General features: G+C 41.9%; 16 protein-coding genes, 1 tRNA gene, 1 rRNA gene, 1 other RNA gene and 1 other annotated feature. Of the genes, 14 read left to right on the forward strand and 5 right to left on the reverse strand.

The features are described from left to right. Positions 1-110, forward strand: a 5S ribosomal RNA gene (gene rrf, locus AC0C66_RS21335); the annotation flags it as partial. 90 nt (positions 111-200) lie between these two features. Here the strand turns inward: rrf and AC0C66_RS21340 are convergent. Then, positions 201-1,148, reverse strand: a complete 948-nt coding sequence (locus tag AC0C66_RS21340) for a YaaC family protein (protein ID WP_061187064.1) — start codon at positions 1,146-1,148, stop codon at positions 201-203. Between the two features lie 120 nt (positions 1,149-1,268). On the opposite strand from AC0C66_RS21340, the gene guaB reads away from it, so the two are divergent. The 6 genes from guaB (at position 1,269) to AC0C66_RS21370 (ending at position 7,737) form a co-directional block, all read left to right on the forward strand. Then, the gene (guaB, locus tag AC0C66_RS21345; RefSeq protein WP_014112273.1) at positions 1,269-2,735 is read left to right on the forward strand and encodes an IMP dehydrogenase; all 1,467 of its coding nucleotides are present in this window, start codon (positions 1,269-1,271) and stop codon (positions 2,733-2,735) included. A 152-nt stretch (positions 2,736-2,887) separates the two neighbouring features. Beyond that, positions 2,888-4,219: a D-alanyl-D-alanine carboxypeptidase gene (dacA, locus tag AC0C66_RS21350; RefSeq protein WP_014112274.1), complete on the forward strand. Its 1,332-nt coding sequence runs from the start codon at positions 2,888-2,890 to the stop codon at positions 4,217-4,219. Positions 4,220-4,415: 196 nt separating this feature from the next. Further along, on the forward strand, positions 4,416-5,300 hold the full coding sequence (gene pdxS / locus AC0C66_RS21355) for a pyridoxal 5'-phosphate synthase lyase subunit PdxS (protein ID WP_003225444.1): 885 nt from the start codon (positions 4,416-4,418) through the stop codon (positions 5,298-5,300). 21 nt (positions 5,301-5,321) lie between these two features. Continuing rightward, positions 5,322-5,912 (forward strand): pyridoxal 5'-phosphate synthase glutaminase subunit PdxT, encoded by a 591-nt coding sequence (pdxT, locus tag AC0C66_RS21360; protein WP_072183653.1) that lies wholly within the window; start codon positions 5,322-5,324, stop codon positions 5,910-5,912. Between the two features lie 52 nt (positions 5,913-5,964). Continuing rightward, positions 5,965-6,177 (forward strand) — a binding site (T-box leader). Positions 6,178-6,232: 55 nt separating this feature from the next. Then, positions 6,233-7,510, forward strand: a complete 1,278-nt coding sequence (serS, locus tag AC0C66_RS21365) for a serine--tRNA ligase (protein WP_072183654.1) — start codon at positions 6,233-6,235, stop codon at positions 7,508-7,510. Between the two features lie 134 nt (positions 7,511-7,644). Next, positions 7,645-7,737, forward strand: a tRNA-Ser gene (locus AC0C66_RS21370). 111 nt (positions 7,738-7,848) lie between these two features. On the opposite strand, the gene dck is transcribed toward AC0C66_RS21370, so the two are convergent. From dck to AC0C66_RS21390, 4 genes are all read right to left on the reverse strand, one after another. Beyond that, positions 7,849-8,502, reverse strand: a complete 654-nt coding sequence (gene dck, locus AC0C66_RS21375) for a deoxyadenosine/deoxycytidine kinase (RefSeq protein ID WP_013307891.1) — start codon at positions 8,500-8,502, stop codon at positions 7,849-7,851. Then, positions 8,499-9,122, reverse strand: coding sequence for a deoxyguanosine kinase (gene dgk / locus AC0C66_RS21380; protein ID WP_072183366.1), 624 nt, complete (start codon positions 9,120-9,122; stop codon positions 8,499-8,501). Before dgk ends, dck begins: the two co-directional genes overlap by 4 nt. Before the next feature lie 98 nt (positions 9,123-9,220). Continuing rightward, positions 9,221-10,504: a LysM peptidoglycan-binding domain-containing protein gene (locus AC0C66_RS21385; protein ID WP_072183367.1), complete on the reverse strand. Its 1,284-nt coding sequence runs from the start codon at positions 10,502-10,504 to the stop codon at positions 9,221-9,223. A gap of 69 nt (positions 10,505-10,573) precedes the next feature. Next, positions 10,574-11,119 (reverse strand): cysteine hydrolase family protein, encoded by a 546-nt coding sequence (locus tag AC0C66_RS21390; RefSeq protein WP_061187059.1) that lies wholly within the window; start codon positions 11,117-11,119, stop codon positions 10,574-10,576. 85 nt (positions 11,120-11,204) lie between these two features. On the opposite strand from AC0C66_RS21390, the gene tadA reads away from it, so the two are divergent. From tadA to bofA, 7 genes are all read left to right on the forward strand, one after another. Beyond that, positions 11,205-11,690: a tRNA adenosine(34) deaminase TadA gene (gene tadA, locus AC0C66_RS21395; protein ID WP_014112280.1), complete on the forward strand. Its 486-nt coding sequence runs from the start codon at positions 11,205-11,207 to the stop codon at positions 11,688-11,690. A gap of 82 nt (positions 11,691-11,772) precedes the next feature. Then, positions 11,773-12,037, forward strand: an RNA gene (ffs, locus tag AC0C66_RS21400) — signal recognition particle sRNA large type. Positions 12,038-12,166: 129 nt separating this feature from the next. Then, positions 12,167-13,858, forward strand: coding sequence for a DNA polymerase III subunit gamma/tau (dnaX, locus tag AC0C66_RS21405; protein ID WP_461845970.1), 1,692 nt, complete (start codon positions 12,167-12,169; stop codon positions 13,856-13,858). 23 nt (positions 13,859-13,881) lie between these two features. Then, positions 13,882-14,205: a YbaB/EbfC family nucleoid-associated protein gene (locus tag AC0C66_RS21410; RefSeq protein ID WP_003225427.1), complete on the forward strand. Its 324-nt coding sequence runs from the start codon at positions 13,882-13,884 to the stop codon at positions 14,203-14,205. Positions 14,206-14,219: 14 nt separating this feature from the next. After that, entirely contained in the window at positions 14,220-14,816 is a 597-nt protein-coding gene (gene recR / locus AC0C66_RS21415) for a recombination protein RecR (protein WP_003225425.1), read from the forward strand. Positions 14,817-14,833: 17 nt separating this feature from the next. Further along, positions 14,834-15,058, forward strand: a complete 225-nt coding sequence (locus AC0C66_RS21420) for a YaaL family protein (RefSeq protein WP_014112283.1) — start codon at positions 14,834-14,836, stop codon at positions 15,056-15,058. 66 nt (positions 15,059-15,124) lie between these two features. Continuing rightward, a complete protein-coding gene (bofA, locus tag AC0C66_RS21425) occupies positions 15,125-15,388 on the forward strand; it encodes a sigma-K factor-processing regulator BofA (RefSeq protein ID WP_003225421.1) in 264 nt (87 codons plus the stop codon). The last annotated feature ends 317 nt before the right edge of the window (positions 15,389-15,705 follow it).

Consider the following 15,705-nt stretch of genomic DNA (forward strand, 5'->3'; position numbering starts at 1 on the left):
GGCGATAGCGAAGAGGTCACACCCGTTCCCATGCCGAACACGGAAGTTAAGCTCTTCAGCGCCGATGGTAGTCGGGGGTTTCCCCCTGTGAGAGTAGGACGCCGCCAAGCAATTGAAAAAAGGGCAGTTCATATGAGCTGCCCTTTTTGTATTCTGGTTTAAAGGTAAAACCCAGCTCAATGAGCTGGGTTTTTTGTTTATCAAAAATGAAGAAGAAATTGTAAAGCGTATTTTGGGAATTTGTTTTCTGTCACTAATAAAAACTGCTGAATTAGCACGTAATCATCACTTATATGTTGCGTTAACAACTCATACCACCATTCTGTCTCATACCTCGCAATCATCCCTATGTTGTACAAAATTAAATAGTGAATTGCCATTTCTGGAAGTCTCAGAAATTGTTCCCTTTGAGAAGGGATAAAATATTGGTTCTTACCCATGTCATACAACAAGCTGATTGATGTCCATGGCTTCGTGTCTTGCGGTGAAATTTCAAACAGCAGCTCGTGTTCATTTTTTCTTTCAAAAGACCATTGAAAATGATGGGACATATATTCGGCAAATCTTGAATCAGACATTTTATAATTGATCACCACATCCTCTGGTACAGAAATCCTGTCCTTTTCCTTCTCGACTTTTGTCATAAAACGTTCTTTCTGCTGAAAATAAAAAGTGTCACTTAGTTCTGGAATCGCCATTAATAATTTTTTCATGGTATACCGTTCATCTACTATATCCGATTGTCCGAATAAGTGTTTCATGAAATGTATGCATAGACCGTTCCGTTGTATTTTCACTTCATCATCGCTAAAACAATAATTCTGTTTCTTTCGCTTTCTTGTTGTTACGCCATGTGCCAGTACTGATGTATGGCTTGGATAATGAGGATCCCGTGTTATGAGGCATGCTTTGATAAGCTGAGCCATTCCGTAAAATAAAAGAATCGGTTTGATTTCTAAAGGGGAATATGAAGCTTGTTTATAAAACGATTCGGCATGCTTTAAGAAATAAATAAACCGTTCACTGTTTTTAAAAGAGTTCTTTTTCGCATCGTCAATACCGTTTAAGGTATAAACCTTTTCTAGAAATTTCTGGGTTGATTCAACGGAATAAAATAGCGCTAAGTCTTTCCACTCATGATATGTCATATGTATTTCTTTATCCTTTCCGTTATCTAAATATTTCAACTCTTTCTCGCTTCCTTGACATGCTCTTGGCTAGTTGATAATCTACATATAATATTTTGCCGAAAAGAGGGGGATTTACTAATGTGGGAAAGTAAATTTTCAAAAGAAGGCTTAACGTTCGACGATGTGCTGCTTGTGCCAGCCAAGTCAGAGGTACTTCCGCGTGATGTGGATTTATCTGTAGAACTTACAAAAACGTTAAAGCTGAATATTCCTGTCATCAGCGCAGGTATGGACACTGTAACAGAATCAGCAATGGCAATTGCAATGGCTAGACAGGGCGGCTTGGGCATCATTCATAAAAATATGTCCATTGAACAGCAGGCTGAACAAGTTGATAAAGTAAAGCGTTCTGAGCGCGGCGTTATCACAAATCCCTTCTTTTTAACTCCTGATCACCAAGTATTTGATGCGGAGCACTTGATGGGGAAATACAGAATTTCTGGTGTTCCGATTGTAGATAACGAAGAAGACCAAAAGCTTGTCGGAATTATAACAAACCGTGATCTTCGTTTTATTTCTGACTACTCAATGAAAATCAGCGATGTCATGACGAAAGAAGAGCTTGTTACTGCACCTGTAGGAACCACTCTTGATGAAGCTGAAAAGATTTTGCAGAAACATAAAATTGAAAAGCTTCCTCTCGTTGATGACCAGAATAAATTAAAAGGTCTTATCACAATCAAGGACATTGAAAAAGTCATTGAGTTCCCGAACTCATCTAAAGACATTCACGGCCGTCTGATCGTTGGCGCGGCAGTTGGCGTAACTGGCGACACAATGACTCGCGTCAAAAAGCTTGTTGAAGCCAATGTCGATGTTATTGTTATTGATACTGCTCACGGACATTCTCAAGGCGTATTAAACACAGTAACAAAAATCCGTGAAACATATCCTGAATTAAACATTATTGCTGGGAACGTGGCAACAGCTGAAGCGACAAGAGCTCTTATCGAAGCTGGAGTAGACGTTGTCAAAGTTGGAATCGGACCTGGTTCAATTTGTACTACACGCGTTGTAGCGGGTGTCGGTGTTCCGCAAATTACAGCGATTTATGATTGTGCGACTGAAGCAAGAAAACACGGCAAGACAATCATCGCCGACGGCGGAATTAAATTCTCTGGCGATATTACTAAAGCATTGGCAGCCGGCGGACATGCTGTTATGCTCGGAAGCTTGCTTGCAGGCACGTCAGAAAGCCCTGGTGAAACTGAAATCTACCAAGGAAGAAGATTTAAAGTATACCGCGGTATGGGGTCAGTTGCTGCAATGGAAAAAGGAAGTAAAGACCGTTACTTCCAAGAAGAAAACAAAAAATTTGTTCCTGAAGGAATTGAAGGACGCACACCTTACAAAGGACCAGTTGAAGAAACAGTTTATCAGCTAGTCGGCGGTCTTCGTTCTGGTATGGGATATTGCGGATCCAAAGATCTTCACGCTTTAAGAGAAGAAGCCCAGTTCATTCGCATGACTGGCGCGGGACTTCGTGAAAGTCATCCGCATGACGTACAGATTACAAAAGAATCTCCGAACTATACAATTTCATAATAAATTGTTACAAATTAAAAACATTTGACAGGGTCTCTGACTCTGTCTATTTTTTTTATACTGATTATGATAAAATTTATACTGTTGTGCATTGAAAATGTCCTTAACGGCTTAATTATAGATGAATAATATGAAATACGGAGGTCGTACGATTGAACATCAAGAAATGTAAACAGCTATTGATGTCATTGGTTGTGTTAACACTAGCTGTCACTTGTCTGGCTCCAATGTCAAAAGCAAAAGCAGCCAGCGATCCAATTGATATCAATGCATCTGCTGCTATTATGATCGAAGCTTCTTCAGGTAAAATTCTGTACAGTAAAAATGCAGATAAGAGACTGCCAATTGCCAGTATGACAAAAATGATGACAGAGTATCTGTTATTAGAAGCAATTGATCAGGGTAAAGTGAAATGGGATCAAACCTATACGCCTGATGACTATGTGTATGAGATTTCCCAAGATAACAGCTTATCAAACGTTCCTCTTCGGAAAGACGGGAAATACACAGTAAAAGAATTATACCAAGCTACAGCAATTTACTCTGCAAATGCTGCTGCTATTGCGATAGCAGAAGTCGTTGCGGGTTCTGAAACTAAGTTTGTTGAGAAAATGAATGCAAAAGCAAAAGAACTAGGCTTAACAGATTACAAATTTGTTAACGCAACAGGTCTTGAGAACAAAGATCTTCACGGGCATCAGCCTGAGGGGACAAGCGTAGATGAAGAAAGTGAAGTTTCTGCTAAGGACATGGCAATTCTTGCGGATCACTTGATTACTGACTATCCTGAGATTCTGGAGACTTCCAGTATCGCCAAAACGAAGTTCAGAAAAGGCACTGATGATGAAATGGACATGCCGAACTGGAACTTTATGCTAAAAGGGCTTGTCAGCGAGTATAAAAAAGCGACTGTAGACGGACTGAAAACAGGTTCTACTGACTCTGCGGGTTCATGCTTTACAGGAACAGCTGAACTCAATGGAATGCGTGTTATTACTGTTGTATTAAACGCAAAAGGCAATATACATACAGGCCGTTTCGATGAAACGAAAAAAATGTTCGATTATGCTTTCGACAATTTCTCCATGAAAGAAATTTATGCTGAAGGCGATCAAGTAAAAGGCCATAAAACAATTTCAGTTGATAAGGGTAAAGAGAAAGAAGTAGGCATTGTGACAAACAAAGCGTTCTCTCTTCCTGTCAAAAATGGCGAAGAAAAGAATTACAAAGCGAAGGTCACACTAAATAAAGAGACCTTGACTGCCCCTGTGAAAAAAGGAACCAAGGTTGGGAAACTGACTGCGGAATATACAGGCGATGAAAAGGATTACGGATTCCTTAACAGCAATCTTGCTGGCGTAGACCTTGTTACAAAAGAAAATGTAGAAAAAGCAAACTGGTTTGTTCTGACAATGCGCAGTATCGGCGGATTTTTCGCCGGCATTTGGGGAAGCATTGTTGATACGGTAACCGGCTGGTTTTAATCAAATGAAAGAGCTCTGATGTATGTTAGGGCTCTTTCGTTTAATATACTGAAAAAACCCAATTTTTAAGAAAAAATGATTTTCAAAGCGCTAAAAACCGAATAAAATAATATATATCCATATGAATTATTGGATTTCTAGGATACAATAAGGATTAGAAATTATACAATTATACCTTGATTAGGGGGACCAAGAAATGGCTCAAACAGGTACTGAACGTGTAAAACGCGGAATGGCAGAAATGCAAAAAGGCGGCGTCATCATGGACGTCATCAATGCGGAACAAGCGAAAATTGCTGAAGAGGCTGGAGCTGTAGCTGTAATGGCGCTAGAGCGTGTACCAGCTGATATTCGCGCGGCTGGAGGAGTTGCCCGTATGGCTGACCCTACAATCGTGGAAGAAGTAATGAATGCAGTATCTATCCCAGTAATGGCAAAAGCGCGTATCGGACATATTGTTGAAGCGCGTGTGCTTGAAGCTATGGGTGTTGACTATATTGATGAAAGTGAAGTTCTGACTCCGGCTGACGAAGAATTTCATTTGAATAAAAATGAATACACAGTTCCTTTCGTTTGCGGCTGCCGTGATCTTGGTGAAGCAACACGCCGTATTGCTGAAGGCGCCTCTATGCTTCGTACGAAAGGTGAGCCTGGAACAGGGAATATCGTTGAGGCTGTTCGCCATATGCGCAAAGTAAACGCTCAAGTGCGCAAAGTAGTTGCGATGAGTGAGGATGAACTCATGACAGAAGCGAAAAACTTAGGTGCTCCTTACGAACTTCTTCTTCAAATTAAAAAAGATGGCAAGCTTCCTGTCGTTAACTTTGCCGCTGGCGGCGTAGCCACTCCTGCTGATGCTGCTCTCATGATGCAGCTTGGTGCTGACGGAGTATTTGTTGGTTCTGGTATTTTCAAATCAGACAACCCTGCTAAGTTTGCGAAAGCAATTGTGGAAGCTACAACTCACTACACTGATTACAAATTGATCGCTGAGCTTTCAAAAGAGCTTGGTACTGCAATGAAAGGGATTGAAATCTCAAACTTACTTCCAGAACAGCGTATGCAAGAACGCGGCTGGTAAGAATATAGGAGCGCTGCTGACATGTTAACAATAGGAGTACTAGGACTTCAAGGAGCAGTTAGAGAGCATATCCATGCAATTGAAGCATGCGGTGCGGCTGGTCTTGTCGTTAAACGCCCTGAGCAGCTGAACGAAATTGACGGACTGATTTTACCTGGCGGTGAGAGCACGACGATGCGCCGTTTGATTGATACGTATCAATTCATGGAGCCGCTTCGTAATTTTGCTGCTCAGGGAAAACCGATGTTCGGGACATGCGCCGGATTAATTATATTAGCAAAAGAAATTGCTGGTTCAGATAATCCTCATTTAGGTCTGCTGAATGTGGTTGTTGAGCGTAATTCGTTTGGCCGGCAGGTTGACAGCTTTGAAGCTGATTTAACAATCAAAGGCCTGAACGAGCCTTTTACAGGGGTATTCATCCGCGCGCCGCATATTTTAGAAGCTGGTGAAAATGTGGAGGTTCTTTCGGAGCATAATGGTCGTATTGTAGCTGCTAAACAGGATCAATTCCTGGGCTGCTCGTTCCATCCGGAGCTGACAGAAGATCACCGAGTGACACAGCTGTTTGTTCAAATGGTTGAGGAATACAAACAGAAAGCACTTGTATAAAACAGTTGAAAGCTGTGGAAACTTATAGTACATTATAAGCACAAATAAAGATCGAAAAGCGTTGATAGGAACTAGTAGGAAGCCTCTCTTTCTAAGAGAGCCGATGGTTGGTGCGAATCGGTGAAAGATGCTGTCTGAATCCATCCTTGAGCGAAATGCTGAAACAAGTAGGCATTTACGGGATAACCGTTATGTGTGAAAGTGGAAAACGAGTCTTTGGCTTGTTTTCAATCAGGGTGGCAACGCGAGAGCTCTCGTCCCTTTATGGGGATGAGGGCTCTTTTTATTTTCGACAAATCAATAAAAAAGGAGTGTTTCGCATGCTTGATACAAAAATGCTGAGAGCAAATTTTCAAGAAATTAAAGTAAAGCTTGTACACAAAGGCGAAGACTTAACTGATTTTGATAAGTTTGAGGCGCTGGACGATAGACGAAGAGAGCTTATCGGCAAGGTTGAAGAGTTAAAAGGAAAACGGAATGAAGTATCTCAGCAGGTTGCTGTACTGAAACGTGAGAAAAAAGACGCGGATCACATTATTAAAGAAATGCGTGAAGTCGGCGAGGAAATTAAAACACTTGATGAAGAATTAAGATCAGTGGAATCTGAGCTTGATACCATTCTTCTTTCAATCCCAAACATTCCGCATGAGTCTGTCCCTGTCGGTGAAACAGAAGACGACAACATAGAAGTGCGTAAATGGGGCGAAAAGCCTTCATTTGCTTACGAGCCGAAGCCGCACTGGGATATTGCAGATGAGCTGGGTATTCTAGATTTTGAACGTGCTGCAAAAGTAACAGGAAGCCGTTTCGTGTTCTATAAAGGTTTAGGTGCTCGTCTGGAGCGTGCGCTTTATAACTTTATGCTTGATCTTCATGTAGATGAGTATAACTATACTGAAGTGATTCCGCCTTATATGGTAAACCGCGCAAGCATGACGGGAACGGGTCAGCTTCCTAAATTCGAAGAGGATGCGTTTAAAATCAGAGAAGAAGATTACTTCTTAATTCCGACTGCGGAAGTCCCGATTACAAACATGCATCGCGATGAAATCCTTTCAGGTGACAGTCTGCCGATTAACTATGCGGCATTCAGTGCTTGCTTCCGTTCTGAAGCTGGTTCAGCAGGGCGTGATACACGCGGATTGATCCGTCAGCACCAATTTAATAAAGTTGAGCTTGTGAAGTTTGTGAAGCCTGAAGATTCTTATGAAGAATTAGAGAAGCTTACAAACCAAGCAGAACGTGTTCTCCAGCTGCTTGAGCTCCCATATCGTGTCATGAGCATGTGTACGGGTGATCTAGGCTTTACGGCTGCGAAAAAATACGATATCGAAGTTTGGATTCCAAGCCAAGACACATATCGTGAAATTTCTTCTTGCAGCAACTTCGAAGCGTTCCAAGCAAGACGTGCGAACATTCGTTTTAGACGTGAAGCGAAAGGCAAGCCTGAGCATGTACACACACTGAACGGGTCAGGTCTGGCGGTTGGAAGAACAGTAGCCGCTATCTTAGAAAATTATCAGCAGGAAGACGGAAGCGTTGTAATTCCAAAAGTGCTTCGCCCTTATATGGGGAATAAAGAAGTAATAAAACCATAAAATTGTGAAAAGGTGTACCTGATAAGGTGCGCCTTTTTGCCTGAGTAAACACGATATTTTTATAAAAACAAAAAAGTTTTTAAAAATGCTTGACCATATAAGAACATTCATGATATAGTAAGTCTTGTCGATACGGAGGAATACCCAAGTCCGGCTGAAGGGATCGGTCTTGAAAACCGACAGGGGTGTCAAAGCCCGCGGGGGTTCGAATCCCTCTTCCTCCGCCATATTGATTTTAATTCTAATGAAACACAAGCATATATTGGAGATTGTTTTGTCCGTTGCATTCGATGCAACGGATTTTTTATTATAAAGAAAAAGTGAATCTCAGCTGAGATTCACTTTTTTTGATTTTCATGAATAACTGAAGCGATTTGATCTACAATATTTTCAATCGAGCTTTCGTCATTCAGCAGATCATAATCCTCAATACGGAGCTTTAAAACAGGGCAGGCATTAAAACCGCTTATCCAGTTTTCATAGCGTGTATGCATTTCTTCCCAATAAGACCGGCTTGTCTGAAGCTCCATTTCACGGCCGCGTTCTTCAATCCGGTTTAAAATGTTCTCCAGATCTCCTTCTAAATAGATCAATACATCTGGGTGTGGGAAATACGGTGTCATGACCATTGCTTCGAAAAGGCTTGTGTAAGTTTTATAATCAATCTTTGACATTGTCCCTTTGTCAGCATGCATTTTTGCAAAAATTCCTGTGTCTTCATAAATAGAACGATCCTGTACAAATCCTCCGCCGGCTTCAAAAATCGTTTTCTGTTCTTTGAATCGTTCAGCTAAGAAATAGATTTGCAGGTGAAAGCTCCAACGTTCAAAATCATGATAGAACTTTTCTAAGTATGGATTATGATCGACTTCCTCCAGAGAGGTTTTAAATCCAAGCCTTTTAGCCAAAGCTTTTGTTAAAGTCGATTTTCCGACACCTACTGTTCCTGCTACTGTGATAATTGAATTCTTAGGGATATGATGTTCCTTCATACGATAAGCTCCTTTACATGGGCGGCAATGCGTTCAAAGTCGCTCTTATTCAAAACGAAATCCTTTGAATCACCATCTATAGTTAGCACTGTAAGTTCAGGATCGGCTTCCTGCAACTGTTTGATGGCGACTTCATAATCTGCGATCAGCTGCTCCAAATAGCTTGTTTCAATTTTTTTCTCAAAGGGGCGTCCGCGTTTTTCAATGCGGTGTAACAATGTGGGCAGACTAGCCTTTATGTAAATGATGAAATTTGGTTTTGGCAGATCATCCGTTAGCAGGTGATAAATCTTTTTATATTTTTCCAGCTGACGCTGAGACAGGGTGCGTTCTGCAAAAATCACATTTTTATAAATGTGATAATCAGCTATCACAGGTTGTCCCTTTTTTAAAAAGTGATCGCTGGTGTCTTCAAGCTGTTTGTATCTGTGACAAAGAAAAAACATTTCAAGCTGGAAGCTCCATTCCTCTATATTGTCATAAAACTTATCAAGGTATGGGTTGTCCTCAACAATCTCACTAATCATAGGGAATTCAAACTCTTGTGAGAGCATTGTCGCGAGGGTTGTTTTTCCTGCCCCGATAGGACCTTCTATTGCAATAAAAGGGGCTGTATTCATCGGAATCCTCCTTATTTCTGAAAAACGTTCGTCAGTTACCGACCTTCATATTGTATCACAACCCTTGGGTGCCCCCATGAAAAAAAGACGTTTCCAAATTATCGAAACGTCTTTTTGACAATATTAAATTGATCAGACAGCAACAGCCAGTTTTGCGGGAAGGAAAGACCTAACTTCCAATAGCTGATGCCTCTTAAATTCAGCTCTTTAATCAGATTGAATTTTGCTTGGATCGAGCGGGCATCCTCGAACCACACCTCGTGCCTTCTGTTTTCAGCATCAGTATAGCGGAAGAAAGGCGCTTGAGCTGTTTGGTCATACTGAATGGTTGCATTGTTTTGATCGGCAATGACAAGGGCTTGCTGAGGGCTTATTGCTCTTGCTGGGGTTCCCCCTGCTGTATATGGAAGCGTCCAATCATACCCATATAAATTCTGGCCCATGACAATTTTATTCGCAGGCATTTCAGTCAAAGCATATTCTATGACATCCCGAACAGGCCCAATTGGCGAAACGGCTTGAGCTGGCCCGCCGCTATAGCCCCATTCATATGTCATGAGAACAACAAAGTCGACAATTTGGCCATGGGCTCTGTAATCATGGGCTTCGTACCATCTGCCCTGCTGTGTTGCGCTTGTTTTAGGGGCAAGCGCTGTAGAAATTTCTAGGCCTTCTCGATGGAAAAGATCCCTTGCTTCGCGCAGAAATTGATTATAGGCTTCTCTATCCTGAGGCCGCAAATATTCAAAGTCAAAATGAATATCAAAGAAACCATATCTTCTGGCATTCTCGACTATTTCATTCAAAAGTCTTCTTTTTACAGCATCGTCGTTCAAAAGGATTCGGCCGAGTTCATCGCTGAATGCCTGGTTTTCTAGGTTCGTTATAATCATCATCAATGCCGTGTTTTGATTCTCTGCAATGCTTCTTAAATTCGTTAAAGGCGGTGCGACTAAGGTTCCGTCCCGCTGTGCCTGGAAACTGAATGCGCCAAGGTACGTTAAGTAGGGCGACGCTTCTCTGGCCGCCTGCTGGAGATTTTCGCTGACTTGATTTCCGCGGGGCTCCAAATAAGCATTTGATTCGATGTCTCGTTTAGGAACCGGAGGGATGTATAAGCGGAAACCAATCTGCAGTACGGTATTTAACTGGATTCGGTTAACCCTGGCAAGCTCGGCTGCTGTTGTATTGAACCGCCGTGCGATGGATGTCAGGGTATCACCTTGTTGAACATCATAGAACTGGCCGGCTATTGGAATGACAATGGTTTGTCCGACAACAAGGCTGTCGGGATTCGGTATTTCATTCGTTTCTGTGATTTCATTTACAGTTGTTCTGTATTGTGAAGCGATAGCAGAAAGAGTGTCGCCTTGTTTCACCACATAAATTTGAATGAAAAACGCCTCCTTTCATATCGCTATCAATGTATGAAAGAAAAGCGCTGATCATGTTTATTTTTCTGTAATTTGTTTCTCCGTCGTAATTTCAGCGAGAAGAACATTCTCCATCATGGTTAAGGCAAATTCGTTGTCTGCGTCACGATTTGAGGCAATGCAGTCCTTAGGAATCGTAATGCTGTATTCCCTCATGTAAGCGTCATTAGCGGTAAACAGCACGCATATGTTACCGGCTATACCTGTTAAAATAATATGCTTCACCTGCAATTCGGTAAGGAGAGTGTGAAGGGCAGTTTCGTAAAAGGCGGAATGCTTCGGTTTGATTAAAAAATAATCAGCATCTTTCGGCGCTATTTGTCTGATGATATTCTTGCTTCTTTCATTCGTGCATTCTTGCTGAATATTTTTAATATCAGCTTGCCAAAGTCCGTAATGATCATTAATGTAAATAATCGGCCAGTCATTTTGTCTCGCATGCTCCTTTAATGATAAAATGTGAGGAACGATTTTTTCTGTTTTTTTAGCGAGGCTTTCTCCCATATCGAATTCAAAATTATTGATCATGTCTACAATGAGAAGAGCTGTGTCTGCTTTGGACAATTGACAGTCTCCTTTCCGTTTCAGTTATAGTTAATATGTAGCCTTTTTAGGCAATGAAAAAACTTTGAAAAGAGAGCTTATTCTTATGACACAAGATGAACTTTATATGAAAGAAGCAATTAAAGAAGCGAAAAAAGCTGAAGAGAAAGGTGAAGTGCCAATCGGCGCCGTACTTGTCGTTAACGATGAAATCATAGCGCGTGCACATAATTTAAGAGAGACGGAGCAGCGGTCAATCGCTCATGCGGAAATGCTTGTGATTGATGAAGCGTGTAAGGCGCTGGGAACGTGGCGGCTGGAGGGTGCAACTCTTTATGTGACACTTGAGCCTTGTCCGATGTGTGCCGGTGCCGTTGTGCTTTCGCGCGTGGAAAAAGTGGTATTTGGTGCATTTGATCCTAAAGGCGGCTGTTCAGGTACGCTTATGAACCTTTTGCAGGAAGAGCGCTTTAACCACCAGGCTGAAGTGGTGAGCGGAGTGCTTGAGGAGGAATGCGGAGGAATGCTCAGTTCATTTTTTAGAGAACTGCGAAAAAAGAAGAAAGCCTTCAGGAAAAACTTGTCTGAGTAGTCCGGTTGCAATTTTTAGGGGGAAACGATATACTTATGTATGCATCATAATAGATGCGATATAAAATTTGATATTTATTTTGCCGTGCTAAGCGGGGAGGTAGCGGTGCCCTGTACCTGCAATCCGCTCTAGCGGGGCCGAATCCCTTCTCGAGGTTCGTTTACTTTAAGGTCTGCCTTAAGTAAGTGGTGTTGACGTTTGGGTCCTGCGCAATGGGAATTCATGAACCATGTCAGGTCCGGAAGGAAGCAGCATTAAGTGAAACCTCTCATGTGCCGCAGGGTTGCCTGGGCCGAGCTAACTGCTTAAGTAACGCTTAGGGTAGCGAATCGACAGAAGGTGCACGGTAAATCAATCATCAAATTTTCAGACTCACCTATCATTAGGTGAGTTTTTTGTTATGTAAAAAGAGCTTTTGGAATCGAAACAAGGTTCATGTATAATGGGAATGATGAATAACGGAGGAGGGCAAACCCGTGAGTTACCAAGCTTTATATCGAGTATTCAGGCCTCAGCGCTTTGAAGATGTGGTTGGACAAGAACACATTACAAAAACGCTGCAAAATGCCCTTTTGCAAAAAAAGTTTTCTCACGCCTACCTGTTTTCCGGGCCAAGAGGAACGGGAAAAACCAGTGCAGCCAAAATATTTGCCAAGGCTGTCAACTGTGAACATGCTCCTGTTGATGAGCCATGCAACGAATGTGCGGCCTGTAAAGGGATAACAAACGGGTCAATATCCGATGTCATAGAAATTGACGCCGCTTCTAACAACGGTGTTGATGAGATTCGTGACATTCGCGATAAAGTGAAGTTTGCCCCGTCGGCCGTCACATATAAGGTATATATCATAGATGAGGTACATATGCTTTCTATCGGCGCCTTTAATGCATTGCTAAAAACATTAGAAGAGCCGCCCGAGCATTGTATTTTCATTTTAGCGACAACCGAACCGCACAAAATTCCTTTAACCATTATCTCCAGATGTCAGCGTTTTGATTTTAAACGAATTACATCCCAAGCGATTGTCGGACGTATGAATAAAATTGTTGATGCAGAACAGCTGCAAGTGGAAGAGGGATCGCTTGATATCATTGCGAGTGCTGCAGATGGCGGTATGAGGGATGCTTTGAGCCTTCTTGATCAGGCGGTATCATTCAGCGGTGATGTTCTGAAAGTCGAAGATGCGCTTTTGATTACGGGAGCTGTTTCTCAATTATATATAGGGAAGCTGGCACAATCCCTGCATGATAAAAACGTTTCTGACGCACTGGAAACATTAAATGAACTGCTTCAGCAAGGGAAAGATCCAGCTAAGCTGATAGAGGATATGATTTTCTATTTCAGGGACATGCTGCTATACAAAACAGCCCCTGGCTTAGAAGGAGTGCTTGAAAAAGTAAAAGTTGATGAAACGTTCCGAGGACTAAGCGAACAAATTCCGGCACAGGCCATATATGAAATGATTGATATTCTAAACAAGAGCCACCAGGAAATGAAATGGACAAATCATCCCCGTATCTTTTTTGAAGTGGCAGTGGTGAAGATTTGCCAAACGTCTCATCAATCAGCAGCTGACCTGCCGGAAGTCGATATGCTGATGAAAAAAATTCAGCAGCTCGAGCAGGAAGTGGAGCGGCTTAAAACAACGGGAATTAAAGCAGCGGCGGAAAGCCCGAAAAAAGAAACGCCGCGTGTGCCTAAGGGCGGGAAATCCAATTACAAAGCGCCAGTAGGGAGAATTCATGAAATTCTGAAGGAAGCTACGAGACCGGATCTTGACCTGCTCAGAAACAGCTGGGGCAAGCTTCTTGCTCATCTCAAACAGCAAAACAAAGTATCACATGCCGCTTTGCTGAATGACAGTGAACCTGTGGCTGCCGCCTCAGCGGCATTTGTTCTGAAATTCAAATATGAAATTCATTGTAAAATGGTCGCCGAGGATAATAACGGAGTCCGGACCAATCTTGAGCAGATTCTAGAATCGATGCTCGAAAAAAGAATGGATTTGATTGGCGTTCCTGAAGCACAATGGGGTAAAATAAGAGAAGAATTTTTAGTAGATCATCAGCAGGAAAATGAAGGATCAAATGAACCGGCTGAAGAAGACCCGCTTATTGCCGAGGCGAAAAAGCTTGTCGGAGCGGATTTAATTGAAATAAAAGACTAACAAAATGAAAGAGAGTGAATGCTATGCGTGGCGGAATGGGAAATATGCAAAAAATGATGAAACAAATGCAAAAAATGCAAAAGGACATGGCGAAGGCTCAAGAAGAGCTTGCAGAAAAGGTTGTTGAAGGAACTGCAGGCGGTGGTATGGTAACAGTAAAAGCAAACGGCCAAAAAGAAATCCTGGATGTCATCATCAAAGAGGAAGTCGTTGATCCGGAAGATATCGACATGCTTCAAGATTTAGTGCTTGCTGCAACGAATGAAGCTTTGAAGAAAGTTGACGAGATCACAAACGAAACAATGGGTCAATTTACAAAGGGAATGAACATGCCAGGTTTATTCTAGGGGGATAAAAGAACATGCAATATCCTGAACCAATATCAAAGCTGATTGACAGCTTTATGAAATTGCCAGGGATCGGACCGAAAACAGCGGTTCGTCTGGCTTTTTTTGTTCTAGGTATGAAAGAAGATGTGGTATTAGATTTTGCGAAAGCATTAGTAAATGCGAAACGCAACCTGACATATTGTTCAGTTTGCGGGCATATTACAGATCAGGACCCGTGCTATATATGTGAAGATACACGCAGGGATAAGTCCGTTATCTGTGTTGTGCAAGACCCTAAGGATGTTATCGCTATGGAGAAAATGAAGGAATACAACGGACAGTATCACGTTCTTCACGGCGCCATTTCTCCAATGGACGGCATCGGACCAGAGGATATTAAAATACCAGAATTGTTAAAACGATTACAGGATGATCAAGTGACAGAAGTGATTCTCGCAACTAACCCTAATATAGAAGGGGAAGCAACGGCGATGTATATATCAAGGCTCTTGAAGCCGTCTGGTATTAAGCTCTCCCGTATTGCCCACGGACTGCCCGTCGGCGGCGATTTGGAATATGCTGATGAGGTCACTCTTTCTAAAGCACTTGAAGGAAGACGTGAATTGTAAGGAGGAAAAAGCGATCCATGGGTTTTCTTCGCAAGAAAACATTGAGAAGAGAGTTTGATGAAAAACTAATTGAGCAGCTTTTTAAGCAAAAGGAAGAGTGGAACAGGCAAAAAAAGCTGGTTGAAAAAAGCTTAGAACCGTCTGCTGAAGTGTTATACGAACTGAAAGTAGCTGAAGCGAAGTATTTTTTTTACTTGAGGGAAGCGAAACAGAGAAATTTAAAAATCAGCCGGTGGAAGTAAGTGGTCTAAACTCCTGGATCTTCTCATAAGCTTGTACTAGAACAAGCAAGGGAGATGAGAAGATTCATGGAGCCTATTTTTATTATAGGGATTATTTTAGGACTGGTTATTCTTCTTTTTTTATCAGGTTCAGCTGCAAAGCCGTTAAAGTGGATTGGTATCACAGCTGTTAAATTTGTGGCGGGCGCTTTGCTGCTGGTTTGTGTAAATATGTTTGGCGGCAGCCTTGGCATTCATGTGCCGATTAATCTGGTCACAACAGCTATCAGCGGGATTTTAGGGATACCGGGAATAGCCGCGTTAGTCGTCATTAAGCAATTTATTATTTAAATGATATTAATATGTTGACTTTAATAATCTAAGGTGTTATTCTAATATACGTCGCTGATGACGAATCGCTTTTTGAAAAGAAATTGTTGAAAAAAGTTATTGACGAGAGCGGCGGTAAATGTTATGATTATAAAGTCGCTTAAAGAGCGATAGACAAAGTTCTTTGAAAACTAAACAAGACAAAACGTACCTGTTAATTCATTTTTTATAAAATCGCACAGCGATGTGCGTAGTCAGTCAAACTAGGGCCTGCACGATGCAGGTCACACAGGTGTCGCCGCAGGATGCGGTGGACTTAACCTGTGATCCATTTATCG

Source organism: Bacillus sp. VA13 (genome assembly GCF_055710085.1).

Bases quoted from the DNA above. Each gene is read 5' to 3' on its own strand.
- AC0C66_RS21340 (WP_061187064.1), bottom strand. From the start codon at position 1,148: ATGACATATCATGAGTGGAAAGACTTAGCGCTATTTTATTCCGTTGAA.
- guaB (WP_014112273.1), top strand. From the start codon at position 1,269: ATGTGGGAAAGTAAATTTTCAAAAGAAGGCTTAACGTTCGACGATGTG.
- pdxS (WP_003225444.1), top strand. From the start codon at position 4,416: ATGGCTCAAACAGGTACTGAACGTGTAAAACGCGGAATGGCAGAAATG.
- pdxT (WP_072183653.1), top strand. From the start codon at position 5,322: ATGTTAACAATAGGAGTACTAGGACTTCAAGGAGCAGTTAGAGAGCAT.
- serS (WP_072183654.1), top strand. From the start codon at position 6,233: ATGCTTGATACAAAAATGCTGAGAGCAAATTTTCAAGAAATTAAAGTA.
- dck (WP_013307891.1), bottom strand. From the start codon at position 8,502: ATGAAGGAACATCATATCCCTAAGAATTCAATTATCACAGTAGCAGGA.
- dgk (WP_072183366.1), bottom strand. From the start codon at position 9,122: ATGAATACAGCCCCTTTTATTGCAATAGAAGGTCCTATCGGGGCAGGA.
- tadA (WP_014112280.1), top strand. From the start codon at position 11,205: ATGACACAAGATGAACTTTATATGAAAGAAGCAATTAAAGAAGCGAAA.
- AC0C66_RS21410 (WP_003225427.1), top strand. From the start codon at position 13,882: ATGCGTGGCGGAATGGGAAATATGCAAAAAATGATGAAACAAATGCAA.
- recR (WP_003225425.1), top strand. From the start codon at position 14,220: ATGCAATATCCTGAACCAATATCAAAGCTGATTGACAGCTTTATGAAA.
- AC0C66_RS21420 (WP_014112283.1), top strand. From the start codon at position 14,834: ATGGGTTTTCTTCGCAAGAAAACATTGAGAAGAGAGTTTGATGAAAAA.
- bofA (WP_003225421.1), top strand. From the start codon at position 15,125: ATGGAGCCTATTTTTATTATAGGGATTATTTTAGGACTGGTTATTCTT.